The 26,970-nt window shown below is 59.0% G+C and carries 25 protein-coding genes; 2 read left to right on the top strand and 23 right to left on the bottom strand.

What is annotated here, in order from left to right; all coding sequences use genetic code 11:
* Nucleotides 1-37 precede the first annotated feature (37 nt).
* The gene (locus HMPREF2692_RS03335; RefSeq protein WP_141761300.1) at nucleotides 38-1,429 is read right to left on the bottom strand and encodes a TetR-like C-terminal domain-containing protein; all 1,392 of its coding nucleotides are present in this window, start codon (nucleotides 1,427-1,429) and stop codon (nucleotides 38-40) included.
* Between the two features lie 223 nt (nucleotides 1,430-1,652).
* Entirely contained in the window at nucleotides 1,653-1,832 is a 180-nt protein-coding gene (locus HMPREF2692_RS03330) for an antitoxin (RefSeq protein ID WP_061926171.1), read from the bottom strand.
* A 463-nt stretch (nucleotides 1,833-2,295) separates the two neighbouring features.
* Here HMPREF2692_RS03330 and HMPREF2692_RS03325 point away from each other — a divergent pair, with 463 nt between their 5' ends.
* On the top strand, nucleotides 2,296-3,561 hold the full coding sequence (locus tag HMPREF2692_RS03325; protein WP_070588181.1) for a site-specific DNA-methyltransferase: 1,266 nt from the start codon (nucleotides 2,296-2,298) through the stop codon (nucleotides 3,559-3,561).
* A gap of 5 nt (nucleotides 3,562-3,566) precedes the next feature.
* On the opposite strand, the gene HMPREF2692_RS03320 is transcribed toward HMPREF2692_RS03325, so the two are convergent.
* The 3 genes from HMPREF2692_RS03320 to HMPREF2692_RS03310 form a co-directional block, all read right to left on the bottom strand.
* Nucleotides 3,567-4,502: a CE1 family esterase gene (locus HMPREF2692_RS03320; protein WP_246816163.1), complete on the bottom strand. Its 936-nt coding sequence runs from the start codon at nucleotides 4,500-4,502 to the stop codon at nucleotides 3,567-3,569.
* A gap of 103 nt (nucleotides 4,503-4,605) precedes the next feature.
* Complete coding sequence (locus HMPREF2692_RS03315) at nucleotides 4,606-6,357, bottom strand: ABC transporter ATP-binding protein (protein WP_070587952.1); 1,752 nt, start codon at nucleotides 6,355-6,357, stop codon at nucleotides 4,606-4,608.
* A complete protein-coding gene (locus HMPREF2692_RS03310; RefSeq protein ID WP_070587950.1) occupies nucleotides 6,357-7,832 on the bottom strand; it encodes an ABC transporter transmembrane domain-containing protein in 1,476 nt (491 codons plus the stop codon). The genes HMPREF2692_RS03315 and HMPREF2692_RS03310 overlap by 1 nt, the downstream gene beginning before the upstream one ends.
* Before the next feature lie 68 nt (nucleotides 7,833-7,900).
* Between HMPREF2692_RS03310 and HMPREF2692_RS03305 the strand changes: the two genes are divergently transcribed.
* A complete protein-coding gene (locus tag HMPREF2692_RS03305; RefSeq protein WP_070822734.1) occupies nucleotides 7,901-8,704 on the top strand; it encodes a class I SAM-dependent methyltransferase in 804 nt (267 codons plus the stop codon).
* A gap of 18 nt (nucleotides 8,705-8,722) precedes the next feature.
* Here the strand turns inward: HMPREF2692_RS03305 and HMPREF2692_RS03300 are convergent, their stop codons facing one another.
* From HMPREF2692_RS03300 to HMPREF2692_RS12560, 18 genes are all read right to left on the bottom strand, one after another.
* Nucleotides 8,723-10,108 carry an anaerobic C4-dicarboxylate transporter gene (locus tag HMPREF2692_RS03300; protein ID WP_070455586.1) on the bottom strand — a complete coding sequence of 462 codons (1,386 nt, stop codon included), beginning with the start codon at nucleotides 10,106-10,108 and terminating at the stop codon, nucleotides 8,723-8,725.
* A gap of 133 nt (nucleotides 10,109-10,241) precedes the next feature.
* Nucleotides 10,242-11,885, bottom strand: a complete 1,644-nt coding sequence (gene der / locus HMPREF2692_RS03295) for a ribosome biogenesis GTPase Der (RefSeq protein ID WP_070822732.1) — start codon at nucleotides 11,883-11,885, stop codon at nucleotides 10,242-10,244.
* Nucleotides 11,878-12,573 carry a (d)CMP kinase gene (gene cmk, locus HMPREF2692_RS03290; RefSeq protein ID WP_070455594.1) on the bottom strand — a complete coding sequence of 232 codons (696 nt, stop codon included), beginning with the start codon at nucleotides 12,571-12,573 and terminating at the stop codon, nucleotides 11,878-11,880. Before cmk ends, der begins: the two co-directional genes overlap by 8 nt.
* Nucleotides 12,574-12,584: 11 nt before the next feature.
* Nucleotides 12,585-13,517 carry a pseudouridine synthase gene (locus HMPREF2692_RS03285; protein WP_062040699.1) on the bottom strand — a complete coding sequence of 311 codons (933 nt, stop codon included), beginning with the start codon at nucleotides 13,515-13,517 and terminating at the stop codon, nucleotides 12,585-12,587.
* Nucleotides 13,518-13,593: 76 nt separating this feature from the next.
* Nucleotides 13,594-14,139: an SMC-Scp complex subunit ScpB gene (gene scpB / locus HMPREF2692_RS03280; RefSeq protein ID WP_061926143.1), complete on the bottom strand. Its 546-nt coding sequence runs from the start codon at nucleotides 14,137-14,139 to the stop codon at nucleotides 13,594-13,596.
* A 79-nt stretch (nucleotides 14,140-14,218) separates the two neighbouring features.
* A complete protein-coding gene (locus HMPREF2692_RS03275; protein WP_062034955.1) occupies nucleotides 14,219-15,016 on the bottom strand; it encodes a segregation and condensation protein A in 798 nt (265 codons plus the stop codon).
* Between the two features lie 11 nt (nucleotides 15,017-15,027).
* On the bottom strand, nucleotides 15,028-15,906 hold the full coding sequence (locus HMPREF2692_RS03270) for a ParA family protein (protein WP_201040812.1): 879 nt from the start codon (nucleotides 15,904-15,906) through the stop codon (nucleotides 15,028-15,030).
* Between the two features lie 113 nt (nucleotides 15,907-16,019).
* Nucleotides 16,020-17,099 (bottom strand): hypothetical protein, encoded by a 1,080-nt coding sequence (locus tag HMPREF2692_RS03265; RefSeq protein WP_070497061.1) that lies wholly within the window; start codon nucleotides 17,097-17,099, stop codon nucleotides 16,020-16,022.
* 41 nt (nucleotides 17,100-17,140) lie between these two features.
* A complete protein-coding gene (gene xerD / locus HMPREF2692_RS03260; protein ID WP_070432944.1) occupies nucleotides 17,141-18,037 on the bottom strand; it encodes a site-specific tyrosine recombinase XerD in 897 nt (298 codons plus the stop codon).
* Nucleotides 18,034-18,672 (bottom strand): NUDIX domain-containing protein, encoded by a 639-nt coding sequence (locus tag HMPREF2692_RS03255; protein WP_070432945.1) that lies wholly within the window; start codon nucleotides 18,670-18,672, stop codon nucleotides 18,034-18,036. Before HMPREF2692_RS03255 ends, xerD begins: the two co-directional genes overlap by 4 nt.
* Complete coding sequence (locus HMPREF2692_RS03250; RefSeq protein ID WP_070455591.1) at nucleotides 18,673-19,593, bottom strand: copper transporter; 921 nt, start codon at nucleotides 19,591-19,593, stop codon at nucleotides 18,673-18,675.
* Entirely contained in the window at nucleotides 19,593-20,777 is a 1,185-nt protein-coding gene (gene steA / locus HMPREF2692_RS03245) for a putative cytokinetic ring protein SteA (protein WP_062034945.1), read from the bottom strand. The genes HMPREF2692_RS03250 and steA overlap by 1 nt, the downstream gene beginning before the upstream one ends.
* 26 nt (nucleotides 20,778-20,803) lie before the next feature.
* Complete coding sequence (recN, locus tag HMPREF2692_RS03240; protein ID WP_062040681.1) at nucleotides 20,804-22,480, bottom strand: DNA repair protein RecN; 1,677 nt, start codon at nucleotides 22,478-22,480, stop codon at nucleotides 20,804-20,806.
* Nucleotides 22,481-22,513: 33 nt separating this feature from the next.
* Entirely contained in the window at nucleotides 22,514-23,395 is an 882-nt protein-coding gene (locus HMPREF2692_RS03235; RefSeq protein ID WP_061926116.1) for an NAD kinase, read from the bottom strand.
* Nucleotides 23,392-24,201, bottom strand: coding sequence for a TlyA family RNA methyltransferase (locus HMPREF2692_RS03230; RefSeq protein WP_061926114.1), 810 nt, complete (start codon nucleotides 24,199-24,201; stop codon nucleotides 23,392-23,394). The genes HMPREF2692_RS03235 and HMPREF2692_RS03230 overlap by 4 nt, the downstream gene beginning before the upstream one ends.
* On the bottom strand, nucleotides 24,201-24,362 hold the full coding sequence (locus HMPREF2692_RS13095; RefSeq protein ID WP_162839580.1) for a hypothetical protein: 162 nt from the start codon (nucleotides 24,360-24,362) through the stop codon (nucleotides 24,201-24,203). The genes HMPREF2692_RS03230 and HMPREF2692_RS13095 overlap by 1 nt, the downstream gene beginning before the upstream one ends.
* A complete protein-coding gene (locus tag HMPREF2692_RS03225) occupies nucleotides 24,353-25,336 on the bottom strand; it encodes an HAD-IIA family hydrolase (protein WP_061926111.1) in 984 nt (327 codons plus the stop codon). Before HMPREF2692_RS03225 ends, HMPREF2692_RS13095 begins: the two co-directional genes overlap by 10 nt.
* A 2-nt stretch (nucleotides 25,337-25,338) precedes the next feature.
* A complete protein-coding gene (locus HMPREF2692_RS12560; protein ID WP_061926108.1) occupies nucleotides 25,339-26,358 on the bottom strand; it encodes a tetratricopeptide repeat protein in 1,020 nt (339 codons plus the stop codon).
* Between the last annotated feature and the right edge of the window lie 612 nt (nucleotides 26,359-26,970).

Below are 26,970 nucleotides of genomic sequence, written 5' to 3'. Positions count from 1 at the left end.
CATCTACCGCTTAAAGCCGGTTTCTTCTTTTCGACCACTAAAATCCTTGAATCTGGCCCTTGATTCCCAAGTGCTCCGCGATGCCCACGAGCTCGATGTCGAAGATGCGTGAGGCTAGGTCAAAGAGGAATTCACGGGGTTGGTCGCGCAGCGCGCCAAAGGTTGTCAGGTGCGCGAAACCGTGGATGGTGGACCACATCGACATGACCATCGTGTACAGCGCCCATGGAGTACGAGGGCCACCGGCCTCGTCGAGGGCATCGCGCGCAATCGTCATGAAATAGCCGAAGGTCTCGCCCATCTCGAAACGCGAATTGATTAGGTCCTTGCGTTCAAAAGACGCTGGCACGATGGAACCTGAGGTAATCATCGTCAGGCCTAAGAAGCCTACTGGGTCATGGTGCGCGAAGCCTAAATATCCGAAAGCACACGCCTTCATCGTACTAAAACCGAGACTCTTCCCGCCTGCGTAACGCATCTGTTCGCGGAGATGCTCGTGTGCGATGGCATCGATATGACTTTCCAATAAGGAAAGGAGCTTTTGATCTCCCTCTATAAAATGCGTCGCCCGGTCGAAATCGATACCAGCACGTTCGGCGGCAGTGCCGAGATGCATATTGCTAAGGCCGGAGGCGACGATGTCCTCCACCGCGCCGCGCAGTAGAGCCCTAACTACTTCCCCATCGTTGCCGCGTGGCAAATCTTTGGCGCGAATTCTTTTATCAGCTGGGAGGCCACCTCCCATCGCAACTGGATCCTGCGGAGGGATAGCACCGTGCGCGAAACCTACTGCCAACCCGGCGCTTAGGTAGTCCAAACAGGCATTGAAAGTCTGCTTCTTCGCGGTTGGCGAAAGATGTCGAAGCACGCCCGTGGTACACAGATGGGAGATACCGTGGACACCAACCAAAAGGCTCACGGCTTGGATACGGACCAAGTCTGCATCGCGCGGTCCGCCAGCTTCCTCTATGCAATCGCGTGCGATGTTGAGCAGAACATCCAGCGTGGGGCGCTTGCCGGAGCGCTGGAGATAATCATCGAAGCTCAGCTCATAAGAGTGCAGGCTCGGAGCTGCTTGCGTAAACGTGAAGGCGTCGAAATAGACCGGATGCTTCTGCGCGAACTCGAAAAAGCCAGTAGCCATGGCTCGCATACGATCGAGCGCCGTGGCATCAGGGCTTAAGTACTTTTCTTGCTCATCTAGATAGTGGATGACCAGTTTGTCGAGGTAAGCTTTAGCCTCATCAGCCAATTGCTCATCAGATGCAAAAAGCTTCTTCGCCTTTTTGACCTCAACATCGGTCTGTTCGGCGACGGTACACACTGCAACGGCATCGCGTCCGGCGCGCGCAATGACGCGAACTGCCAGATCTAGCATGCACTGTCGTGGCGAACCCGAGGCCAAGCGAGCATCTACAGGTGTATTCACGCACTCCACCCTACTGTGGTCTAGGTATCCGTTCCGGGAAAATTGATGCGCTCAGCATCAATTAAGCAAACACATATGACATAGCCAACATGTCCGAGCTTTGCCCTCCGATGGAGGTGCCGGCCTAAAACCCACAAAGCTCCCAGCAAACCAAGTTGCCGAGAGCTTTGGATTAATTCACCGAGATTGGGACACTGGCTAGGCCCCAATCAAACAATAAGCTTTAGGCGCCAGCGTTGCCGATCTGGTCATCGAGCTTGTCGCGACCCTGCTGAATCTTGTCAGCCTTGTCCTCGCCGAACTTCTGCTCTGCCACCTCAGCAGCCTTGTCGAGGCCCTTATCGGAGATCTGCTCGCCCTTGTCGGAGTTCAGTGCGTCCTTTGCCTTGTCGAAGATACCCATTTAGCATCCCAACCTTTCTAAAATACTTTCGATATATCTTTCACCGCACTCCCCGATGAAGGCTAAACCCCTTCATCGCGAATGCTTTTTCCACGCTACATACGTTTGCCAGTTCATGCCATAAAGAATTATTTAAAGACGGGAATAGGCCCGCCATTTTCGGACAATCGCAGTCCATCCACCTTTCCTTAAAATTTTCAGATTTCTCAGGATTCACCTGCAATAACACCCCCGAGTCCACCCCCGGTTTTAAGTATTTATTCCAGCAATATAAGAGTCAACAAATTAAGTAAAATTAGGGGATGCTAGCGTAGCAGAACATCACGCAAATGCTCCTGGCGGTCGTTTTCTGGCGTTTTCCATCGGAACGCGCGCAAACTTGCAAAAATGAAAGCCGCGGCATGGGAGGATGACCCAGCCCCCATCATTTCCCCCACCACCAAAACTCATCCGCTTTTCAGTCATGACTTCAACCCACAGCGACTCCGCGAGCTCTCCAACTGCCGATTTCCAAGCCCAAGAGGAATTCTTTGGGCTTGTCTGGCCAGGCAAGGCGCAAGCAGCAGAACAAGCCAAAATTGCGACCACCAAGCAAAAGATTGCAGTGTCAACGCCGGCAGCTTGTTCCAATTCCATTGTCGAAGGCGACAACCTCGACGCGCTCAAGCTGATGGTGGCAGATGGCTTTGCTGCCGATGTCATCTACATCGACCCTCCGTATAACACCGGCAAAGACTTTGTTTACAAGGACAATTACCGCAACCGCCGCAAAATGAACTCCGGCAGCTATAGCGGCTGGCATGCGCAGTGGCTGTCTATGATGCTCCCCCGGCTCATCCTCGCGCGACAGGTCCTCAAAGACACCGGTTTTATCTTTGTCTCCATCGGTGAAGATGAAAGTGCCAACGTACGCAAAGTGCTGGATGAAATATTCGGTGAGAACTGTTTTGCCGGACAATTGATCTGGAAAAAGGGCGGGACTGGAAAGAACGACTCCAAATACGCGGTGGTCGAGCACGAGTACATTTTGGTTTATGCCAAGTCCCCAGCTAACCCCGGTTTCAACGCCGATTCTGAAGGGCATACCACGACCAAGTACAACTTCAGCGACGAGAAGGGAAACTATTCGCTGGTCCGCCTGGACTCCAAGACACTGGGTTATCTTCCTTCCCTAGACTTTCCCATCGCTGATCCCCAAGGCCGCGAATACTGGCCCGACCAGCCAGCCGGCAAAGACAAGGTCGCACGCTGGCGCTGGGGCAAAGATAAGGTCGAGGCCAACTATGAGCAATTGGTCTTTCGACGCGGCTTTGTCTACACGAAGAACTATCAGAAAAAGGGCGCGCGGCCACGTTCCATCCTGGACGGTGAACGCTTTGGCGTCACACGCGCTGGACGCCGCGATGCGGAGGACGTCATGGGAGTTCAGGGCGTGTTCGATTTCCCGAAGCCAGTGCGCCTTATCAAGCACCTCATCGCCATCGCCGGCGGTCCCGACGCCGTAGTGCTTGATTTCTTCGCCGGATCCGGCACTACCGCTCAGGCGGTCCTGGAACTCAACAGCAGCGACGGCGGCTCCCGCAGCTTTCACTTGGTCCAGATGCCGCAACCTACCGATAGCAAAGGCCCGGCTTTTGCCGCGGGGTACAAGACGGTCGCAGACATTTGCGTCAGCCGCGTCGCCGCCGTACCAAACGCTAAGTTTGCACACTACGTCCTGCAGGATTAGCAAGACTACTTCGTTTTCTTGCCAGATTCTGGGTCAATGGTGCCTGCGGGGCGACCTGGAATACCGAAGAAATCGAGAACGCGGTCTGTGGCAAAGCCCTTGCCTACCTCCGCGCGATCGTCGGCAAGCCCGCCCGGCCAGATATGCGAGCCGCCGCCGATACGGATGTGCTGCAGCGGAGCCTTACAACCAATCCACGTTTGCTGCAGAGCGTTGTTAACCAGCTGCGTCGTTGAGATCTGCGTGGTGCATTCATTCCGGCGCCGGTTTTGCTCCATGACTTCCGCTACCGAATCGTACTTAGTGGCATGACGGGTTCCGCCGTAGTACTCCACCACGGGGTCATCGGTGCCGTGCATATCGAGGCGGCCGACTGGGGCTTCCGAACAGCCCTGGTGAATGCCCTCATAATAGGCCGCAGACACCGTTGCGATAGAGCGGAAAGTCTCCGGCATACGGCACGCCAAAAAGGCAGCAAATCCACCGCCGTTGGATAGGCCCGCGGCAAAGATACGGTCATCATCTACCGCATAGGTAGCACGCAAGCTATCAACCATGTCTGCAACGAATTTAAGGTCTTCTTCCTCGCTCGTTTTCGCATAAGGCGCCGGCGTCCAAGCATTATCCTCACCTTCTGGATAAACCAGAATGGCCTTCGCGGAGTTGAACTCCGTATAGCCCTCAATGGTCTTGGGTTTCTCGCCCCAACCGTGGAAGACCATCACCACTGGCCAGCGCTTATCCGCGTCATAGTCTTCCGGCACATGCAGCAGGAAGTTGCGGCCATTCGGCATATTAATCTGCTTGGTTTGACCTGGCTCCGGGCCATCCAAAGGCGCTGAGACAGGGATGCCGAGGTCAGAGTCCTTATCCCAGAGCGTTCCGGACTCTGGCGCAGGCTCCTGCGTTGGCGTTGCCGAACAAGCTGTGGCAAAAGCCAAATTTAGACAAAACAGCACAAGCAGTGATTTCTTTAGGCTGCTCCGAGTAGAGCTGGCAAAAGCCCACCACAAGTTGGAACAACGAGCATTAAGGGACACCTTCTTAGTCACGTCCTTTCTGCCACGCGTTCCACAATTGTTGATATCGGCCTTTAGAATCTAGCAGCTGCGCATGAGTGCCCTGTTCAATCACACGGCCATCTTCCATAACCAGCACACAATCAGCCTTGGCGGCTTGGTCAAGACGGTGGGCAACCATAAGTGACGTGCGTCCTTTTGTGACGGCATCGGCAGCCGCGTCGAGTGCGCCCGCACCACGCGAACCGGCCTCCGCAGTTGCCTCATCTAGCACCACGATTGCCGGATCCAGCAACATGATACGAGCCAGCGCCAGTTGTTGCGCTGCAACGGGGTCCAGCTGAATGCCCCAAGCGCCCACGACTGTATCAAGGCCATCGGCCAAGTCCTCAACCCAGTGCGCCTGCACGGCACGCAGTGCCTGCCAGATTTCCTCATCACTGGCATCGGGTTTTCCCAGGGACAAGTCATCGCGCAGCGTGCCGGAAAAGACGTGGACTTCCTGGGAGACCATGGCCAGGCGGGTAACTCGCTCGGCGTCGGAAAGCCGCGAGACCTCTACCCCATCAACCTTGACGCTGCCAGCACTCGGCACGCGCAGGCCAGCCAGCAGCGCCGCAACTGTAGTCTTTCCCGCGCCGGAAGCACCCACCAGTGCGATGGACTGGCCTGGCGCGATGCTGACGTTGACATCACGCACCGCCCACGCGTTATCGCCATAGCTAAAGCTAACGTCCTCCATCGCGACCTCACCGCGCGGAGCCGGAGCACCCGCGGGCGGAATTGCCGCGGGCGGATCCGTGGTAACGCCAACGATGCGTGCGAGAGAGGCATAGCCCGACTGAACCGTATCCAGCACGCGCATAAGCCCGAGCAGCGGGCCACGCAGACGGATAAGCATCAGCATCGCCGCCGTTACTGAACCCACCGTCATCGCGCCCTGCGTTGTGACCCAAAAGCCCACCAAAAGGCCGACGCTCAACATCACCAGCTCCACGGTGGTGATCCATAGCTGCAAGACCATCATCGTGCGCCTTGCGGCGAAGCCATGCTCAACTACTTCACGGGACGCGCTATTGATGCGATCACGCATCTGTGGCTCCATCTGATAGGCCCGCACAGTGGCACGGCCGCGGATTGTCTCCAGGATGCGTCGCGCACGCTCCGCCATGGAGGCGCGCTCGTCTGCATAGCGCTGCGGCGCATGGCGCAAGTAGTTGCGCGCGGCAAAGAAATAAATCGGCGCGGCACAAACCACCACCAGCAAGAACTGCCAGTCCAGGGTTACCAGGGCGATGGCGGTAGTACAGATGGCAAACAGCGAGCTCGTAAGAACCGGCACTGTCTCTGTCACGGCGGAGGAAAGCTCGGCGACGTCATCCGTTGAACGTGAGACTAAATCGCCTGAGCCAGCCTCCTCCACGCGGTGGACCGGCAGGCCCAAGGCCGTGCCGACAGTCTCCTCGCGCAGGTTCGCAATTACTCGCTCAGTAACGCGCGATAGTAGGTAGAAACCGACTGCGGAAAGCCCCGCCGAGGCAATCGCAACCACGATGAGCCCAATGCCAATGCCGCTGAGACTGCGCAGCTGCCCGCTCTCCTCAACTACCGCATCGACAATCTTGCCCAGCAGCACCGGGATATAGACATTGGCCACCGCGCCACCGGTAAGCAATGCCAGCGCCAGGAAACAGACCTTGCCCGCATTCGGTAACGCCTTCACGTGTTCGCCCACCCTGCGGCGGACCTGTGGCCAGGTTGCAGTAGGAAAACGCATTAGATGTCCTCCCCTTCGCTCGCATGCGCGGCTGCAGCAGGCTCGCTCACACTATCGGCCACTGCGGTCCATGCAGGAGCATTGGTATATACCACGGTGATCATCCCGCGGCGGGCGTCACGCACGCGCTCAGCGACGACCTGTTCTGTCACCGAGTCCAGCGCAGTGGTCGGGTCCTGCAGAACGAGTATCTGGGCATCAGCCGCTATGGCGCGCGCCAACGCAACGCGCTGACGCTGACCACCAGACAGCGCACCGCCGTTTTCGCCGACCTCCTTTTCCAGACCGCCGGGAATATCCTCCGCCGCCGCGACATGCAGCGCTCGTTGCGCCGCAGCCTTATCCGCAGCAATGTTGGACGCAACGGAACCTGCAAAAAGATCCGCCGCATGCGGAGCAACTAGGTAACGATTCCGCGGCAGGTCAACAAGTTCCTCAGGCGCCGCCCCCTTGATGACGTGCAGGCCAGGCTGCCAGCCAGGATCCCTAGCATCCGCCGCCTCACGGAAAGGCGCGTTGAGCAAAGCCGTAATGCGGCGACCACTGGCTTGCGCAGCCGCCCACCGCGAGGCAATGTTTTTGCCCATCATCGTCATCGGCGTGATGACGAACTGCGTTAGGCCGACCACTGTAATGAGTTGCCCAACGCTCATCGCGCCCTTTACCGCCATCGCCGCGGCGGCCAAAGCCACCACGATGACGTAAATGGAACCGACCGCTTCCGTCGTGGCATTCAGCCGCGCGCGGGCACCGTTGGCAGAAACCGTCTTTGTATAGGCCGTGTCCGATACCAACGAATAACGGCGCCGCACCGTCGCGATAGCGCCTAGGCCTTTCAGAATGCGCAGGCCGTCAACCACATCGGTGGCCATCGCGGAAGCTTGTGCCAGGGCAGCCTGACGCGCGCCCGAGCGCCGCCGCAAAGGCTTCGCCGCACGCAGAGAAAACCAAACCACCAGCGGTCCCCCGAGCAAGATCGCAATTCCCAGCGCCCAATTAACGCGCGAAGTCATCACCGCGACGTAGACAATGGCGCTAACTTCCGCCACGGGAAAGACAGTCATGATGACCGCATCAGACACGCGCTTGGTATCTGAGGACGCGATGGACAATAACTCGCCCGCCGTATGTTTAGCACCGCCAATCCCACGGGGATCCTGAATGCGATCCGTCACCGCCATGCGCAAGTCATGGCCAACCTCCAGCATGGCTCGGGAAAACATTCCGCGCGCGCACCATGCCGCCGACGCATTAACGCAAAAAATAGCAAGCAAAATCCCCAACCAGCGCAGCAAAGAGGAAAAGGACTGATAAGCAATCGCTCCATCGATAGCGTTTCCTACAACAACTGGGGTCATGCCGTTGCACAAGAATGAAACGGACATCAATACGGCCGCAGGGATCGTCTTTTCGCGCCGAGAAAACACGGTCTTTAAAAGCCACCGTGAATCCTGAGGTACGGGAAGTCTCGACATGGTGACCCATTCTATTTCAGCTTGGATAATTTTCCGGAACCGTCTAACACGGTAGGTTATAAGTCCATATGACTTCTCAACTGCCCAACCCCGCGCACTATCCGAGTTACCGCAAGGCCTCGGAGAAGCAAACCCCTACCTTCAAGGGGGCGGAACATCGTACAGCCTCCGCACGTGCTTTCGTGCAGGGCGCCGATAACTACCATGACGTGCGCCCCAGCTACCCTGCCGAAGTAGCCGCACTAATAGCGGATGCCCACACAGTGGTCGATATCGGCGCTGGCACCGGCAAGCTCACGCAGACCCTGCACAATCCCGTCGTTCTGGCCTGCGACCCTTCCCCCGACATGACGCGCGTGCTGCGCACCCAGCTTGGTATTCCAGCCTGGCGGGCGGTGGCGGAGAGCACTGCGCTTGCCGACGCCTCCGTGGACGCCATTGCCTGCGCCCAGACCTGGCACTGGGTCGATGTGGAAAAAGCCTGTAGAGAATTCGATCGCATCGTGCGGCCAGGCGGCAAGGTGCTTCTAGTGTGGAACACCCTCGACGTCGGCGCCGACCCGTGGATCCTGCGCCTGGCCCGCATCATGCACTCCGGCGATATCCAGCGCCCCGGCTTTCTCCCCGAGCTTGCCCCTCCCTGGGAAATCGAGCGCGAACTGCGGCTTAACTGGGCGCATACGCTCTCCCCGGAACAGCTACATCAATTGATGCACACCCGCTCTTATTGGCTGCGCAACGGAGAAAAGATCCATGAGCGCATGACCTATAACCTTAATTGGTACCTCTTCGAGCACATGGGCTTTGCACCCGGCCAGCTAATCGACATCCCGTATCGCACGGATGCCTTTTTGCTGCGCCGAGCGCACTAGAACCAGAAGAGTCTAGAACTAGAGAAGTACTGTCGCCAGCAGGGAGCCCACGACGCAGGAGGTAAACACCGAGATCGCGCCGGGGATGATGAAGGAATGGTTTACCACGAACTTGCCGATGTGCGTGGTGCCGGTGCGGTCGAACCCGATGCAGGCAAGGTCCGAAGGGTAGGTCGGCAGGATGAAGTAGCCATAGGCGGCACCGTAGAAGCCAACAATGATGGCTGGGTCAATGCCCAGGGACAGTCCGATCGGCGCAATGGCTACCAGAGCGGCGGCCTGGGAGTTGACCAGCTTGGACACGACGATCAGGACGATGGCATAAGCCCACGGAGCGGACTCCACAATTCCGCCCAGATTAGATTCCAGAGAGTCGATGTGGGCTTCGAAGAAGGTATCGGCCATCCAGGCCACGCCGAAGACCGAGAACACTGCGGTCATGCCCGCCTTGAACACTGGCGTGGAGGCGATCTTCTTGTTGTCGACGTCGCAGAAAATCAGGATGATTGCACCGGCGACCAGCATGACCATTTGAATGACCAGGTTCATCGACAGGGCCTTCAACTCACCGTCCTCATTCGGGAAGGAAGGACGCAGGACGTCGAATGCGCCCAAGATGACCACGATGGCAATGGCGGATAGGAAGACCGCAACGGAGCGCTTTGCCGACGCCGGGAATACCTCGTCCAGCAGGGAGTGGCTGGAGGCGGAGATGGTCTTGGCAAACTCTGGATCCTTCATCTTCTCTTGGAAGACCGGGTCCTTATCAAGGTCTTTACCGCGACGCAGCGACCAAAGGGCAGCCAGGAAGACGCCGGAAAGCGATGCCGGAATGGCGACCATGAGGATCTGCGGGATGGAATAAGACGTGCCGGTGATACCAGCGTTCTCAGCAATAATGGAGGCAAGGGACACCGTAGCAACGGAAACTGGCGAGGCGGTGATACCCATTTGCGCAGAGGTCGAAGCAACCGCCATTGGGCGCTCCGGGCGAATGCCCTTCTTCAGGGCGATGTCCTCGATGATGGGAAACATCGTGTAGACCACGTGGCCGGTACCGCATAGAACGGTCAGGAACCAGGTGGTAAGCGGAGCCAAGATGGTGATGCGTTCTGGATGCGCACGCAGGAATTTCTCCGCGAACTGCATCATCACTTCGAGGCCCCTCGCCTGCTGCAGCGTAGCCGCACAGCCAATGACGGCGATGATGGTCAGCATCACGTCCACCGGTGGCTCGCCCGGAGCTAGGCCGAAGACGAAGACCATGACGATAAGGCCGATGCCGGAGATAAGGCCCAAGCCGAGGCCGCCGTAGCGGGTGCCGAGCAACAGCGCGGAGAGAATGACGATGACTTGAAGAACGATCGCCACTACTGAGGCGGGATCGAGAACTGAGGCTAACATGTCGTGCCTTTCGGAAAACCAAATCAATTACACATATTTAGATTATTCGAACGGGCATAACATCACAGAACCAAAAAGGCGAGCTATTCGTCACACCTTGCGGGGGTGGAAAATAGCTCGCCTTTTGATCGCGTTAGCGCTTAGAGTTCTTACCGCGACGCTCGCGCACGCGCACCGCGATGCGCACCGGAGAACCGTGGAAGCCGAAACGCTCGCGGAACTTGCGCTCCAGATAGCGACGATAACCAGCGTCCAAGAAGCCGGTAGTAAACAGCACGATTGTCGGCGGCTGCGTCGATGCCTGGGTGGCAAACAGAACGCGCGGTAGGCGGTTGTTCTTCATCGGCGGCGGGTTCGCAGCGATGGCCTCACGCAGCCAGTTATTGAGCTGGCCGGTGGATACACGCTGATCCCAGCTCTCCAGAGCCTCAATCATCGCCGGCTCCAGGCGCTGCAGCGCGCGGCCAGTCTGCGCGGAGATGTTGACGCGGGTAACCCATGGCAGGTGGCGCAGCTGCTCGTCGATCTCACGATCCAGGTAGTAGCGGCGGTCCTCGTCCATCAGGTCCCACTTGTTGAACGCGATGACTAGAGCCTTGCCGGATTCGAGAACCATGTTAAGCACACGCTGGTCCTGTTCAGAGACCTCCTCGGAGGCGTCGATAAGCATGATGCACACCTCAGCAGCGTCGATGACGCCGCGGGTACGCAGCGAAGCGTAATACTCGTGCCCTTGCGCGTTCTTGACTTTCTTGCGCAGGCCAGCAGTATCGATGAACTTCCAGAGACGCTGATCAAGCTGCACCAGTGAGTCAACTGGGTCGACCGTAGTACCCGCCACATTGTCCACGACGGAGCGTTCCTCGGAGGTCAGCTTATTCAGCAGCGAGGACTTACCAACGTTCGGCCTACCCACCAGCGCCACGCGACGCGGGCCGGAAGTAATCGAAGAATGGCGCGGCTCCTCGGGGAAAAGACGCAGGATCTCATCCAGAACGTCCGCGCCACCGCGGCCATGCTGCGCAGAAACCGGCCAAGGATCGCCCAAGCCCAAAGCGTAGAACTCGGCCATATCGGCGTACATGGTCTCAGAATCGAACTTGTTGGAGACCAAGATGACCGGAACCTCGGACTTTTGCAGCTTGCGTGCCATAACAGAGTCGGTCTCGGTGATGCCAACCTTCGTGTCGACCACGAAGACGATGACATCTGCAGTTGCCATGGCCTGCTCTGCCTGGCGGGCAATAGCAGCGTGGATGCCCTTGACGTTCGGGTCCCAGCCGCCAGTGTCCTGGACGAGGAAGCGCTGGCCGTTCCAATCCGCGATATAGGAAACGCGGTCACGGGTAACGCCTGGGTGGTCCTCCACCACTGCCTCACGGCGACCCAAGAAACGGTTTACGAGGGAGGACTTGCCCACGTTTGGGCGGCCGACGACAGCCACGGTGCAGAGGTTTTCCTCCGTATGCGAATCCTGCACGCCGAAGGCACGGGAAAGTTCTTCCCATTCCTCCTCGCTCATTGGCTCTTCGCCGTCAGACTCATAGTCTTCACCGAAGTCGGCGTCGCCGAACTCGGAATCATCAAACTCACCGTTCTCGAGCTCCGACTCGTCGAATTCGTAGTCGAATTCTTCGGCATCGAAATCGCTCGGGGCCCAGCCGCCGTGCGGGTCACGGGCTACTTCTTCTTCGAGCTTTCCCACTGGATAGTGGAACTGGGTATCGAAGTCGCCTGCGGCGTTATTGTCTTCTTGACCTGCAAAACCCTTAGACATGTGCAGACTCCTTCACAATTTCGGTGAGAGCGTCGAGGACCTCTTCCAGGCTCATGAAAGAGGTATCGACGAGGGTGGCGTCTTCAGCTGGACGCAGCGGCGAGGTGGCGCGGGAAGAATCCGCGGCATCACGGCGCTCAACGTCTGCCAAGACGGTGGCGAAATCAGATTCCAAGCCTGCGGCGAGGTTCTGATCGTGGCGGCGCTGGGCGCGTACCTCAGCGGAGGCGGTCATGAATGCCTTCGCCGGGGCGTCGGCAAGCACCACAGTTCCGATGTCGCGGCCTTCAACGATGGCGCGGTGCGCATCCCGGGCTAGCTTGCGCTGCAGCTCCACCAAGTTCTGGCGAACCTCGGGGACCGCCGAAACTGCGGAAACGTTGCGGGTGACTTCGTCCTCACGGATGACGCGGGAGACGTCCTCTCCGTCGAAGAGGACCTGCTTGGAATCCGGATCATCGGAGACCTCCAGCGGCAAGTCTGTAGTGGTCTTGATGACCGCATCCGTGTCAGCTGGGTCGATGCCAGCGCGCAGAACTGCGAGCGTGGCAACGCGGTACATGGCGCCAGTGTCGACGTACTTTGCGTCGAGGCGCTTAGCCAAAGCACGGCAGGTGGTGGACTTGCCGGTGCCGGAGGGACCGTCGACGGCCAGGATGAGGCCGCCTTCAGGCATGTTTGAAATCATGTTTCCTTCCATTACATCCCCACCGCCTTGTAAAGGCTGGCCAACTCGCTGGAGTTGAGCGCACGCAAGATACCTGGCTTCATCTCGCCCAGCTGCAGGGTGTGCAGCTTGGTGCGAACCAGACGCTGGACTGGGAAGCCAGCTTCCTTGAGCATGCGGCGGACGATGTGCTTGCGGCCCTCGTGCAGTTCAACGCGAACCAAGGAATAGCCTTGGTTCTTGTCCACGACCTGGACATAGTCGGCCTTTGCCAAGCCGTCCTCGAGCTCCACCCCTTCCTTCAGGGTTCGTACCAAGCCATTGCCAGCCTCGCCTAAAACGGTAGCGAGGTAGGTCTTGCGCACCTCGTACTTCGGGTGCATCAGGCGGTTGGCCAGCTCACCATCATTGGTGATGAGGATAAGGCCCTCGGTATCGGCGTCCAGACGGCCGACGTGGAACAGACGCTGGCCTGCGGCCACGCGTTCACCGATGAGGTCGCCGATGCAGGGGCGGCCCAGTTCATCGCTCATGGTGGACTGCAGACCGCGCGGCTTGTTGAGGATGAAGTACTGGGTTTCCTCATTGACGTTGATGCGCACGCCGTCGACGCGGATGATGTCCACGTTTGGGTCGACGCGTACGCCCTGCTGCATGATGATCTTGCCGTTAACCTCAACGCGGCCGGCATCGATCATGATTTCGGCGTGACGGCGGGAGGCAACACCTGCCTTGGCCAAGACCTTCTGGAGGCGTTCGCCCTTGGAGTTATTCGACTTGCCTTCGGTCAGCCAATCTGCGCCCAGTTCGCGGGCGACGGAATCTGCGGTGGCCTTCTTTTTCCTATTTGCGCGTTCACGCTTGTCGACGTGTTGATGGCGGGCCGGCTTCGCATTGGAGACAAGCATCTCGCTGTCTCGCTGCTTCTTTTCCGGTGTGCCGTCTCGGCGAGCGGGTGGGGTCACAATAAGTGTCCTTATCAGTAGAAGTTATGAAGTTACCTGCGCAATGCTACCCCACTGCCGCGCACCGTGCGAATACCTAATATTCGGAATCGATCTGTTCCATATCCGGCAAAAGCGGTGCAAGATCCGGCAGGCGCTCCAGCGAGTCAATGCCCAGCAGCTCCAAGAAAAGCTCGGTGGTTTCGTAGCGGTGTGCTAGGCCTTCCTGCGGCAGCTCGCGTACGAGACCACGCACGGTGAGCGTGCGCATTACACCATCGACGTTGACGCCACGCACCGCAGCAACCTGGGCGCGGGTGACCGGCTGGCGATAGGCAACCACAGCAAGGGTTTCCAGCGCCGCACGGGAGAGCTTGGTCTGCGAGCCATCAAGCAGAAACTCTTCTACTGCATCGGCATTCTCCTGGCGGGTATAAAAGCGCCAGCCCTCCGCTGTCTCGCGCAGATCAATGCCTGAGCCCCGGGAATCAAACTCGCGCTGAATCGCCCGCAAGTGATCACTGACCACGGACTCCTCTAGGTCGAGCGCGCGAGCCAAAGACTCAACGGAGGCCGGCGAATCAATCACCAGAAGAATCGATTCAAGGCGCGAACGTTGCTGCGAGATTAGCGGAAGTTCCATGCCGGATACTGTACTGCACCGACACAGCTGGCCTACTGCGAGCCGGCATTAATCCCAGGCCGGGAATTACTCCACCGGTCTAATCCCAGTTGGAAGCCGCCACCACGGCAGGGTCCACGTCGAGACCGGTCCAGCTAAGTTCCAGTGGCCCGAGGGACTCTGGCTGCTCGGCGTCGACAGCCTTGGCCTTGTAGAGCTCCAGCAATGCCAGGAAACGGCCGACAACCTCCATCGAGACGGTGCAATCACGCGTGAGAGCAGCAAAACTCATCCACTGGCCCTCGCCCAGCAACTTCAGTGTGCTGAGGATCTTGCCGGCCTGCTCTGGGACAGAGACAGCAACCTGGTGAATATGGCCCGTGGCCACCTCATCCGGTGGCTTGGGGCGGAAGACGCTGGCAGCCAGCTCGGCAAAGGAGGCTGGCGTATGCCCTAGGCGCACGGGTGGGAGAAGTTCCACGAAAGCCTTCTCCATGGAGACAGCACGCGGATAGCGACGCCGCGCCTGTCGCTGCCATTGGGCGAATTGGTCGGCGACTTGCTTATAAGCCTTGTACTGCAGAAGCCGGGCGAAGAGAAGGTCGCGCGTTTCGAGCAGCTCAAGGTCTTCCAGATCGTCGACATCGCCGCGCGGCAAGAGGCGGGCCGCCTTCAAATCCAGCAACGTGGCAGCCACGAGAAGAAACTCGGTGGTTTCATCCAAATCTGCGGTAGCCCCCAGCTGGCGGGTGTACTCGACGAACTCATCGGTGACCTCAGAAAGCGCCACTTCGGTTACGTCCAACTTTTTCGACTGGATCAGCTGGAGCAGCAGATCGAAAGGGCCCTCGAAGTTGCGCAGTGCAATTCGAAAGCCCGTAATCTCCGGTTGGGTCACGGATAAACTTCCTAGACGGTGGAGCGCTCAATAACCTCTTTAGCGAGGTTGCGGTATTGCTGCGCCGCCTGGGAGCTCGGTGCCCAGCTGGTAATCGGCTCACCGGCCACGGAAGTCTCCGGGAAACGGACCGTACGCGTGATGACGGTGTCGAAGACCTTGTCACCGAAGTACTCGACAACACGGTCCATGACCTCGCGGGCATGCTTGGTGCGGCGGTCAAACATGGTGACCAGGATGCCCATGACCTCAAGGTCGAAGTTAATGCGCTCGGAAACTTTGTCCACGGTATCGGTCAAAAGAGCCAGACCGCGCAAGGAGAAGAACTCGCACTCCATCGGAATAATGACGCCCTGGGAACACGCCAAAGCATTGACCGTAAGCAGGCCCAAAGAAGGCTGGCAATCAATGATGATGAAGTCGTAATCACGGCGAATCGGGCGCAGCGCACGGGCCAAGGTGTGCTCACGGCCAACCTCGTTGACCATCTGAATCTCGGCGGCCGACAAGTCAATGTTGGCCGGCACAAGGTCGAGGTTCGGTACACCAGTGTGCTGGATGGCGGAATGGATAGAAGTCTGGCTATCCAACATCACGTCATAGATGGTGTCCTCGATTTGGTCATGGGTCAGGCCCAAGCCTGCGGACAGTGCACCCTGCGGGTCCAAGTCAACGAGCAAGACTCTACGGCCCAGCTCTGCAAGGCACGCGCCCATGTTGATGGTCGAGGTGGTCTTGCCAACGCCACCTTTTTGATTACACATCGAGATGATGGTTGCTGGCCCGTGCTTTTCCAACGGAGCTGGATCTGGCAGCTCACGGATTGGACGCCCAGTCAGCCCCACCTGCGCTTCAGAGGCTGCAAACAGTCCCTCTTCGCCCACAGTCACACCTGCTTCCTTGACCACAAATCGATCACCAATGCCACCCGATGCGAGTGGCTGATTACAACGTTGTGATTATAGAGTACCCGCTTTGACCCTTTTGTCGCGATAAAGCGTACCTATCCAGCCTCTTGGCTTGATTTACGGCGACGCGAAAGCAGCCATCCCAGCACAATTAAGAGCAGAACGCCGCCGGCACCAATAGCCCACGGAAGAATCGAAGAACCATTCTTCGAATCCGCATTGGCACCTTCACCGGAGCCATTGTCAGGGTTGGGCACTTCCCCGGCAGTTTCCTTATTTGGGTCCGTCAGCGTCACTACGAGCACCGCCGCGTTATCGGAATCGCGGACCAGCTCCATGATGAACGGGTTATCCGGGGTTTGGCCTTCCGGATAGGTCAGTTCAAGCGTGCGCGAGGACTTATCCACCTTGCGCTTAACGCCCTTGATGAACTCGCCCTTCGCATTGAGATAGCGCAACGTAACGCCAGCCTCGTCGGTGTCCTTGAAGCGGTTATACAGATCCAGCGCCTGCATCACACCCATTTGCGCCGTGATGGTCTGGCCTTCAATCGTTGCATCCAGGTTGATGTACTCCGCCTGCGACACATCGACTCCACCTGCTGCCGCCGGATTATTCGCAGGGTCACCGCCTGGCACACCGCCCTGGGTGCCATTGCCACTAGCAGCGCCACCATCAGCGCCAGTCCCGGAACCAGAATCTTCACCAGCAGAACCACCGTCGCCGTTATCACCGCCGCCAGCGCCTTCACCAGTGGCACCGCCACCAGGCGGGCCACCGGCAGCACCACCGCCGCCATGCAGCACTGCCCCGCCGTCTCCGCCATTGGCGATGTCCTCGCCTGCATTATTCAGGTCTTCCTGGGTGACCGAACCATCGGCCACGAGCGTCAGGCTAATGGTCGTGCCTTCGTAGGTTACCGGCACCGTGACTTGGCCGCCTTCGGGCGGTGCGGTAATCGTGGCTGATCCGCCGGAGGCATTGATGTTCCAGCCCTCACCGGCATAACTTACGTCCACAGGGACCGGTAAAGACACGGTCGAAGTTTGGCCCGCTGGGACAGAGACTGAGGCGTCCTGTGCCTGCGCAGGCGCTACCGCCAGCACCATCGCCACTACCGCTGTTGCGGCAGCCAGCTTTGCCCCGCGCGTTACACCGGCAAGATTTTTCAGCATGTTCTACTTACTTTCCTGTCTATTTTTAAATTCGTTTAAGCCTAAGCCCTGGGATGCGCCGTGCGCCAGACTTCGCGCAGAGAATCCGCAGTGACGTGGGTATAGATCTGAGTCGTTGTCACCGAGGAATGCCCCAGCAGCTCCTGCACGGTACGCACGTCCGCACCGCCTTCTAATAGGTGCGTGGCAAAGGAGTGGCGCAGCGTGTGCGGTGAGATTGACTTTTTAATCCCGGCCCGCGCGGCGGCCTGTTTCAACACCGCCCATGCGCTTTGGCGAGACAGAGACCCACCGCGCGTATTGAGAAATAGTGCATGGGACTTGCCCTTCGACAGAACCGGCCGGCCCCGCACCAAGTACTCCTCCACGGCCTTTTGCGCCTGTGATCCCACCGGAACCAAGCGCTGCTTATCGCCCTTACCGGTTAACATCAACATGCCATCGTTTTCGGTTACATCATCAACAGTTAAAGAGGTGACCTCCGTGATGCGTGCACCCGTGCCGTAGAGCAATTCCAGCAGCGCACGGTCGCGAATATCAATCGGAGTGGCCACTTCCCCCGTAGGCACCGAATCGAGTAGCTTTTCTACCTCCTCAATCTGCAGGGTTTCCGGCAGGTGCTGCGCATTCTTCGGAGGAGTCACTTCACTAGCCACATCCACATCGAGGATGCCCTCAGCCACGGCGAACTTGTGCAGCCCACGGGCGACGATGAGAGCCCTGCTTGCCGACGACGCGGCCATCGAGCCGCGCAAAAACTTCAGGTAGTTTTCAACCATGCCACGGTCGACTGCCGCTAAATCATCCACCCCATTGTCAGCCAGCCAGCCCAAATAGCGACGCACATCCCTGCGATAGTTGCTCAAGGTATTGGCCGAAGCGCCTCTTTCCACCGCTAGGTGGTTGAGCCACGTCGCAGCTAGTCCCTCCGCCTTCACAGCTTCTTCAAGTCAGGGCCAGGGCGACGCGCAGCCATCGCGGTCGGGCGCAGCTCGAAAGGCTCGTCCACGCTACGCGTCTTGCGGCCGCCGCGATAAACAACATAGGCCGCCAAGATGCCGGTGGCCGCTATCGAATTGACGATGTCACCAGAAATCACTCGATCGACCGCCTCATCAAGCGGCACCCACGCGAAGTCCATGTCGGCTTCCTCATCGCCTTCAGCATCCATTCGCGGGACAGCACTTAACCCACGGGATAAAAACACGCGCACGGCTTCCTCGCAGAAGCCCGGCGAGGTGATTATATCCGCAAGCACGGACCAGTCTTCAGCGGCCAACCCGGCTTCTTCCTGCAGTTCCCTCTTCGCTCCGGTGAGTTCGTCCTCCCCCTTGATGTCGAGCAAGCCAGCAGGAAGCTCCCACAGGCGCCTATCCGCACTACGGCGATATTGATTGACCATGGCGATGCGCTCTTCATCATCCACCGCGACGATAGCCACAGCGCCAAAGTGCTCTACTACCTCACGGTAGGCGGTGGTCCCGCCCGGCATCACTACTTCGTCCCGGCGCACTGCGATAATCGGGGCGTCGAGAAGCAGCTCACTGCTGCGTACCTCGAAGTCATGAGCCATTTAGAGATCCTCCGGCAGGCTCGGCGCCGCCGCATCGGCTGAGGAAGCAGCACCATAGGCACCCTTGCCTCCGTCGAGCTGCTCCTTTGCCGCCATAACCGCAGCCATGCGCGAGGTGGTGCGGTCGATGGAGTCCACCGTCGAGATATCGGATTTGGCCTCACGCAGCTTGCCAATGACGCGATCTTCGGCAGCCTGCTCTACGCGTGTTGCCACCACAGTGTTTCCGCCGGCCGCGTCTAGGGCCTCTAGGAAATTGACCGTCTGATCGGTGTAGTAACCAGGAAAGCCCTTACCACCGACGTAAACCACGGCCTGTGCAGGCAAAATAGTCCCGTCTTCATAGTCGATATAGCCAGCATCGCGCAGCGCCTGCAGCAGGTTCGCACGGTCCTTGGTAGAAGATAGTGGCTCGGTGGTCTTCGGGTCCATCAGCAAGGCCGCGGCCAGCGCCTGACCGGAGTGCGTGCCTGCATCTACCTTCTTGGGATCAAGCTTGGCACCCGCCGGCAATGCGCTAGTAACCAAAGAAAGCAGCTTATCCGCGCCCTCCTGGCGGTAGAACTCGTCCGTTAGCTTAATCTCGCCAGCGTCTTCGGCATCCGCAGACTTGAGCAAGCTACGGATTGCGCGCACGTCGCCCTCGCTGGCTTCCCCAGTAGAGATAACCAGCACGGGACGCTGCGCCAAGCTGCCATCAACTACGACGGGAGCCAGTTTGTCAAGGACGGAGTCGCTAGAGTCTGCCTGTGCCTTAAGCACTTCCTCATTCTGAGCCTTCTTCTGGAACTCCTCGCGTAGCGATGAATCGCCTCCGGCGCCGCCCGACGGCATATTCGGAGCAATCGCCAGCGCCCCCAAGGCCACGCCCACGGCGGTGCCGAAACCAAGACCAGCAACAAGAAGTGACTTACCCGCCATTACTTAAACCATCCTTGCACGCTCAAAGCAAAGTTATTCCAGGTATCGATGAGGTTCTGACCGAAGGAAGCGTCGCCGCCCAAGCCCACGATGATGACTATCACGGCCAGCGCAACCAGGATGCCAAGCAGAGCCCAGAGCCATCCGATGCCGCCGGAGCTCGGGTTGGTGTAAAGGTTGATGACGGAATCGGCATCCACCAGGCGCGTGCCCGCCTTCATACGGGAAAGCATCGCAGCCGGAGTAGCGTGCTCTTGCTTAGCAAAGATATCGTCCAGGTCCAGGGAGCGCCCGACCTGCACAATCATCTGGGCGCCGTGATAATCAGCCAGCAGCAACGCAAGATCGGTGGCGGAGTCTGTTGCCGCCGGGAAGGTCATCGCACCGATGCCTAGGTCTTGGATGCGCTCAAGGCCCTCCGCGGTGCCGTCTGGATCTGCAGGCAAGATAACGCGCGCACCGCAGCGCAGAGTCTCGGAGCTAATCTCGGAAGGATCACCGACAATAAAATCCGGCTTATAGCCCAAATCCACCACGGTATCTGCTGCAGAATCCACACCAATGATGATCGGTTCGTATTCGCGGATGAAGTTGCGCAGCAGCTTCACCTTGTTGCGATGGTCCGTGGACGGCGAGACAACCAACACCTTGCGGCCTGCCATCTCAGTGCCGGAATCCGGAACGCCCAGGCCGTCGATAAGCAGCGGACCCTCGGAATGGATGAACTCGATGGAGTTGCCGAAGAAAGCCTCCATATGGTCAATCAGCTCGCGTTGTGCGGAGGAAAAATTCTTCTCGGCCTTCTCGCGGCTCACAACCTTGCCCGTGGCCACCTCGGTATCGCCAATGAAGACGGCGCCTTCCTCATTAATCCGCGCCTTCTTGCCGTCCTTAAAGCTGGAGACGAATTCCTCGCCCACGCCCTCGATCAGGGTCACACCAGCGTCCAACAGCATGTGCGGGCCGTAGTTCGGGATGGACCCGGTGGTAAATTCTGCGACGTTCAGGACAGCTGCAGGCTTGATATCGACCAGCATCTGCGCTTCCTGACGGGAAATATTGGCGGCATTGATGACGGCAAAGTCACCTTCGACGAACTTCTTCATGCCCTTTCCGCCCGGGGTGCAGTCACGCAGCGCACCGTGTTCACCAGGCAGATCGGAGTTACGGGAAAACAGACTCATGTCTGCCATTGTCCCCCGTCACAAACTTAAATTGTGGAAGGCGCGCGGAACGCTGCCACTTCTGCCTGAGCGCGATCGAACAATTCCTGTGCATGCGCGCGGCCGGTCTCCGTATCATCCAGACCCGCGAGCATGCGGGCAAGTTCTTCTACCCGCTCGCTAGCGCTGAGATCGCTGACACCGGAGGTGAATTTCTCCTTCGAGACATGCAGGTGACTATCTGCATAGGCGGCAACCTGTGGCAGGTGGGTGACCACGATGACCTGGTTGGAGGTAGCTAGACGCGCTAGGCGACGCCCGATTTCTACCGCGGCGCGGCCGCCCACGCCGGCGTCGACCTCGTCGAAGACCATGGTCGCACCATCTCCATCCGCCAGCACGACCTCCAGCGCCAGCATGACGCGGGAAAGCTCGCCGCCAGAGGCCGCGCCTGCCAGCGGCTTGCCGTTGAGTTGAAACTCCACCTCGTCGGCACCGGTCTTGGAGTACTTCGCTTCCCGGATTTCCACGTTGAGCGCGGAATTCGGCATGGCAAGTCCGTGGATTTCCTCGGTGACCTGCTTACTTAGGTTCTTCGCGGCCTTCTTGCGGGCCTTGGTCAGCGCGCTGGCCTTAGCTACCATTTGTTTCTCGGCCTCCATGACCTTAGCCTTGAGCTCTTCCAAAACCTCGGCGGAGGTGTCCATGGAGTCGAGTTTTTCTGCCGCGGCGTCACGCCAAGTCAAAACGCCGTCGATGTCTGCGGCATACTTGCGGGTCAGCTGCTTCAGATCTTGCTGACGGCGCAGTGATTCTTCGAGCAGGTTTGGGTCGGCAGGAAGCGATTCTAAGTACGTGCCCAGCTCGGCGGCGATATCGGAGACCTGGCTGGTGATATCGCTCAATCGTTCGCCCAATGCCGCGAGCTCCTTATCGCTAGAGCCCACCAACGCGGTGCTGGCACGACCCAACAATGCGGAGGCAGCCTCGGCCTCGCCAAAAGAATCATCGCCGTCTACGGCCGAAAGCGCGGTCGCTGCCGCCTCGCGTAAGGTATCAACGTCCTGCAAGCGCTGGATGAGGGTAACAAGCTCGGTGTCCTCGCCCGGTTCTGGGGCGACCTCGCCAATTTCATTGATTGCGAATTGCAGGCGATCTACCTCTTGCGCCAGCTCGCGGCGCGATTCCGTGCGGCGCTTATAGTCCTTGGCGAGCTCGCGCCAAGTGCGGAAAGCTTCGGTGTAGGTATCGCGGACCTTTGCGATGGAAGGCTGCGAGCGATCAACCGCGGCCAATTGCTGTTCGGGGGCAAGAAGACGCAGCTGATCGTTTTGGCCGTGCACCGTTAAAACGTGGGAAGAAAAATCACCCAACGTTGCAGCAGGCACCGCGCGTCCGCCCAGGTAGGCGCGGGAGCGGCCAGCCGCCGACACCGTGCGGGAGGCAATATATTCGCCATTCTCGTCTGCGACGCCACCGACGGACTCCACAACCTCGGCGGCTGCCGCGCGACCTGTGGCAAAGCGCCCCTCCACTGCTGCTTTCTGTGCACCATCACGCACGCGGGAGGCGTCGGCACGCCCGCCAGCCAGAAGGCGCAGGCCGGTGACAACCATGGTCTTACCAGCGCCGGTCTCGCCGGTTAAGACGGTAAGACCTTCCGCGAACTCCGCCGCAGAGCGCTCAATGACGCCTAAGTCCTCGATAGTGATATCAACGAGCATGTCTGTGCCACACCTGCCTTTCTTTTAAAAAGCCTAGCTTTGCGGGCCGCGCCAGCCGTGCACTGGCAATCGGAGCTTAGATACCAACCTATCCGTAAAGGGTTGGTCATCCAGGCGCACCCACTTGACCGGATGCGCACCGCGGACCGCCTCCACACGCGAACCAGGCGGCATCGCGATTTCGCGGAAACCATCCAAGATGACGATTGCCGGAGAGGTAGCCGAGGCCGACTCTACCGCGACCTTGGACAGTGGAGAGACCACCATCGGCTTGGTAAACAGCGCGTGGGCGTTGTTGGGAACCACGAGGAGTGCGTCCAGGGATGGCCAGAGAACCGGGCCGCCGGCGGAGAAGGCATAGGCGGTGGAACCAGTCGGCGTGGAAATTAGCACGCCGTCGCAGCCAAAGGAAGATACCGGGCGGCCATCGATTTCCAAGATGGCGTCCAGCACACCGGAACGGTTGAGGTTTTCAATGGAGGCCTCGTTGAGTGCCCAACCGCGCTCGATGAGCTTGCCTGAGCGGTCAGTGACCTCGACGTCGAGAGTAAGGCGGTCCTCTACCTCGTAGTCGCAATCGATAACGCGCACGAGCGCGCGCTCCAAGGATTCCGCTTCCCATTGCGCGAGGAAGCCCACGTGGCCCAGGTTGATGCCCAACACCGGGACATCGACTGCGCGAGCCATGTCGGCAGCACGCAGGAAGGTGCCATCGCCGCCTAGGACGAGGACGAGCTCGCAGCCTGCGGCCGCAGCCGGGGTGTGCTCAACGTGCTGCAACTCTGGCAGCACGTGTTCCGGCGCGCTGACGCGGACCGTGATGCCGGCCTCCTGGAGAATCTCAGCAGCGCGGATAGTGGACTCGAGGTTGTCTGCACGGCTGGCGTGCGGGACAAGCAGAATTTCGCGCTTCACTGTGGCCCTTCCTCAATGGCGGTGCGCACCATCTCAGCGATATCTTCATCTTTGGTTACCTGGCCGTCTTTGACCAGCCACAGGAAATACTCCACGTTTCCGCTAGGTCCCGGGAGCGGTGAGGCTGCCACGCCTTTGACGCTAACCCCCAAGGTCTGCGCAAAGCGCGCCACCTCCTCAGTGACCTCCTGACGCAGCTCCGACGAACGAACGACGCCGCCAGCGCCGATACGGTCTTTGCCGACCTCAAACTGCGGCTTGACCATGGGCAGCAGCCATGCGCCCTCTGCCATCACATCGACGATGGCGGGCAAGACCAGCTTCAAAGAGATGAAGGAAAGATCACCCACCATGGCATCACAAGGCCCCTCGGTGATGTCTAGATCAAGATTGCGGATGTTGGTACGGTCGAGTACCTTTACGCGCTCGTCGTTCTGCAGGCGCCACAGCAGCTGTCCGTAGCCCACGTCGACGGAGAGCACCTCGCGAGCCCCTTTTCGCAGGCACACGTCGGTGAAACCACCGGTGGAGGCGCCGGCGTCGAGAACACGCTTATCTTTCAAGTCGACGTCGAAGGCCTCAAGCGCCCCGAGCAGTTTATGTGCTCCGCGGGAAGCCCAGTCATCATTGTCAGCCGCCTCAACCTTGATGGAGACTTCCGGCTCTACGACGGTCGCGGGTTTGCTGGCCTTGAATCCGCCCACGGTAACGCGGCCGGCCTTGATCATCTCGACGGCCTGTTCCCTAGAACGAGCGATCTTCCTGCGGACGAGTTCTGCATCCAAACGACGCCGTTGTGGTGGCATTAGTTCTCCTGCAAGGCCTCACGCAGCACGGCGTGGGCGTTATCTAGTTGGGCTACTTCTTCGCTGAGCGACGTCGCGGGCTGGCCCAGGACTTCAGACATCGCGGCGTCGACTTCCTCGGTCGCCATGACGGCGCGCGGATCGTGTGGCTTTATCGCCATGCAGCTACTGCCTTCTCAGCAAACTCGCTGCGCGGCTGGATATAGCGTGGCGGCTCAGGCATGGCCCAGGCAACCTCAAGAACGGTGCGCAGCGCCTGGATGGAGGTGGATTTTTCGTTTCCGCCCTGCAGCACAATGTCATATCCGTCGCAGCGGGCGCGGAAATCGCCCTGTGCGCCGGGCTTTGCCACCGCGACGGGCAGCGAGAGCTCGTGGAAGCCCGCACCGATGAAGTTCGGGCGCTGGGCTACCGGAGCCTCGATGAGCTCCAGCTCTCCCGATACACCGGTGAGCACGTGGAAGGTGTCCATCGCCGCTGCATTGCCACCGGCAATATCGGTGTCTAGGCGGTCGCCCACGGCAAGAGGTTTCTTCGACCCGACCTTTTTCGCCGCGTAGGTAAACATTGCAGGCTCCGGTTTGCCGGCGGAGATGGGCTCCACGCCAGTCGACGCCGCGACTGCCCCCACGAGGGCACCATTGCCCACGGCGAAGCCACGCTCGGTGGGCAACGAGGTATCCAGATTGGTGGCGAAGAACTTAGCGCCGTTGTTGATGGCGTAAGCAGCTTCGGATAGCTCCTTCCAACCAATCGCCTTATCCATTCCCTGGACCACTGCTGCGGGCTTATCCTCGGCGCTGTCTACCACCTGGTATCCAGCTTCACGCGTGAGCGTGCGGAAGGACTCTGCACCGATAACGAGAACCTTGGAGCCAGCCGGGATTTCCGAGGCCATGAGCACCAAAGAAGCCTGAGCGGAAGTCACGATGTGTTCCGGATCGGCTAGCAGACCGATCTCAGAAAGCATCGAAGCCACAGCCTCCGGGCTCCGGGAGGCATTGTTGGTGACGTAAACGGCGGGAACGCCACAGGAGTTAATAACATCCACGACGCAGCGCAGCGGCTGGCCGCCTTCCCAAACGGTGCCATCGAGGTCGAGCAAAAGCGAATCGTGGGCTTTGAGAATATTCATGACTAGATCTCTGCTAGGCGTTCGGCGGCGTCGGTCCAGTCTCCTTCATCAATTTTGACTGCATGCTTGAACCACTCCTTGGCCTCGTCCTTGCGGCCTGCTTCCAGCAGCGCATTGGCGTAGGCATAGGACAAGCGGCATGCGGAAACACCGCGGTCTTCCTTGTTGGGGTTAGCGCGCTGCATGGTCACAACAGCAGACTCTGCCTGACCCATATCGATGCGTGCGCCGGCGACGACGATGGCAAGCTCGATTGCGGAATCGCCATCCAACTCGCGTGCTTCCTCGCTGCGACCAAGCTCGACCGCTTTTTCCGGACGCCCCAGGCCGCGCTCACAGTCAGCCATTACGGCCAGCAGACCTGGACCACCGGAGATTCGACGGGCTGCGCGCAACTCCGACAGGGCTTCCTTCCATTCGCCCGCGTGGTACGCCGCGACACCATTGGCCTCGCGGGCGACGGCTACACGACCGGCACGGTCCTTGGCGGCTCGCGCATGACGCAGTGCCAGCTTTGGATCATCATCCATCCAGGTGCCGGCCATAATCAGGTGCTTAGCGACGGCCTCCATGTTCTCCTTGGACAAAGAGCGCAGGTCCTGCAGCACCGACGGATCCAAGTCCTCGATGTTGATATCGGAAGGCAGGTCTGGGTCAGTCATACGACGGTTAATGCGCTCTTCGCGGTAACCGGAACGCTGCGGATGTGCCCTATCGAAGCGCTTACCGCCATTACCGCGACCGCGGCGATCATTACCGCGTGCGTCATTGCGACGGTCGTTGCCTCGACGCTCGTCGCGATTTCCACGGCCACCGCGATCGTTGCGGTCACGAGAGCCATTACGGCGCTCCCCATCCCAACCGTCGCGGCCGCCGCGACGGTTATCACGGCTATCGCGGTCCTCACCACGACCGTAGCCACGGCCACCACCACGGCGGTTGTCACGGCCACCGTTCTTGCGGTCACCGTAGTTCCCACGGCCGGAGCCGCCCTTACGATCGTTGAAACTGCGCTCAGACATCTAGCCTTACTCTCTTCTTGATTAAAACTCGTCCGTTACTACCGGCCTAGTTTACAGGCCATAAAGGACAAGACAGAAACCTCTACGCTACGCACCACAAGCGCTAGAACCAAGCGGGGCCCTATCCTAATCAACCATCGAAAGCCGCATTTAAACTCAGAAGCGGACAGAACCTGCATTCGAACCATCGACGCCATGAAATCTAGCGGCCGCAACGCTTCTCGATGGTTTGAATGCAGGTCCCAACTCTTCATCCGCGCGGAACCAATCTCTAATTCACTCTGTTTTTAGGCACAGTGACAATTTAGAAGGCTGATCCGTATAGTACTTAAACCACGCGACAATGAACACCGCAGTTACCTGGGATAGTTCATATGGTGAACAAAGCTGCATTCGACCCATCGAAGCCGCCGAAACATGTTGTTATAGACCTGTTGGATGGTTCGAATGCAGGCTGGCCAACGATAGGCGTGGGAATGTCGTGCCGATAGTCGTGGCCGGGTGGTGGTGGTTCAATGGTGGAAAACGAAAAAGAAGGAAGGGAAGCAACCAGCATGTTTGGTTGCTTCCCTTCCCTTCTTTTTTGTGTATTGAGTTGTGTGTTTATTGTTT

It is taken from the genome of Corynebacterium sp. HMSC036D03, from assembly GCF_001836185.1.
Lineage (GTDB): Bacteria > Actinomycetota > Actinomycetes > Mycobacteriales > Mycobacteriaceae > Corynebacterium > Corynebacterium simulans.
The sequence above is the reverse complement of the archived record's forward strand: the minus strand, read 5'-3'. Positions and strand labels throughout refer to the sequence as shown.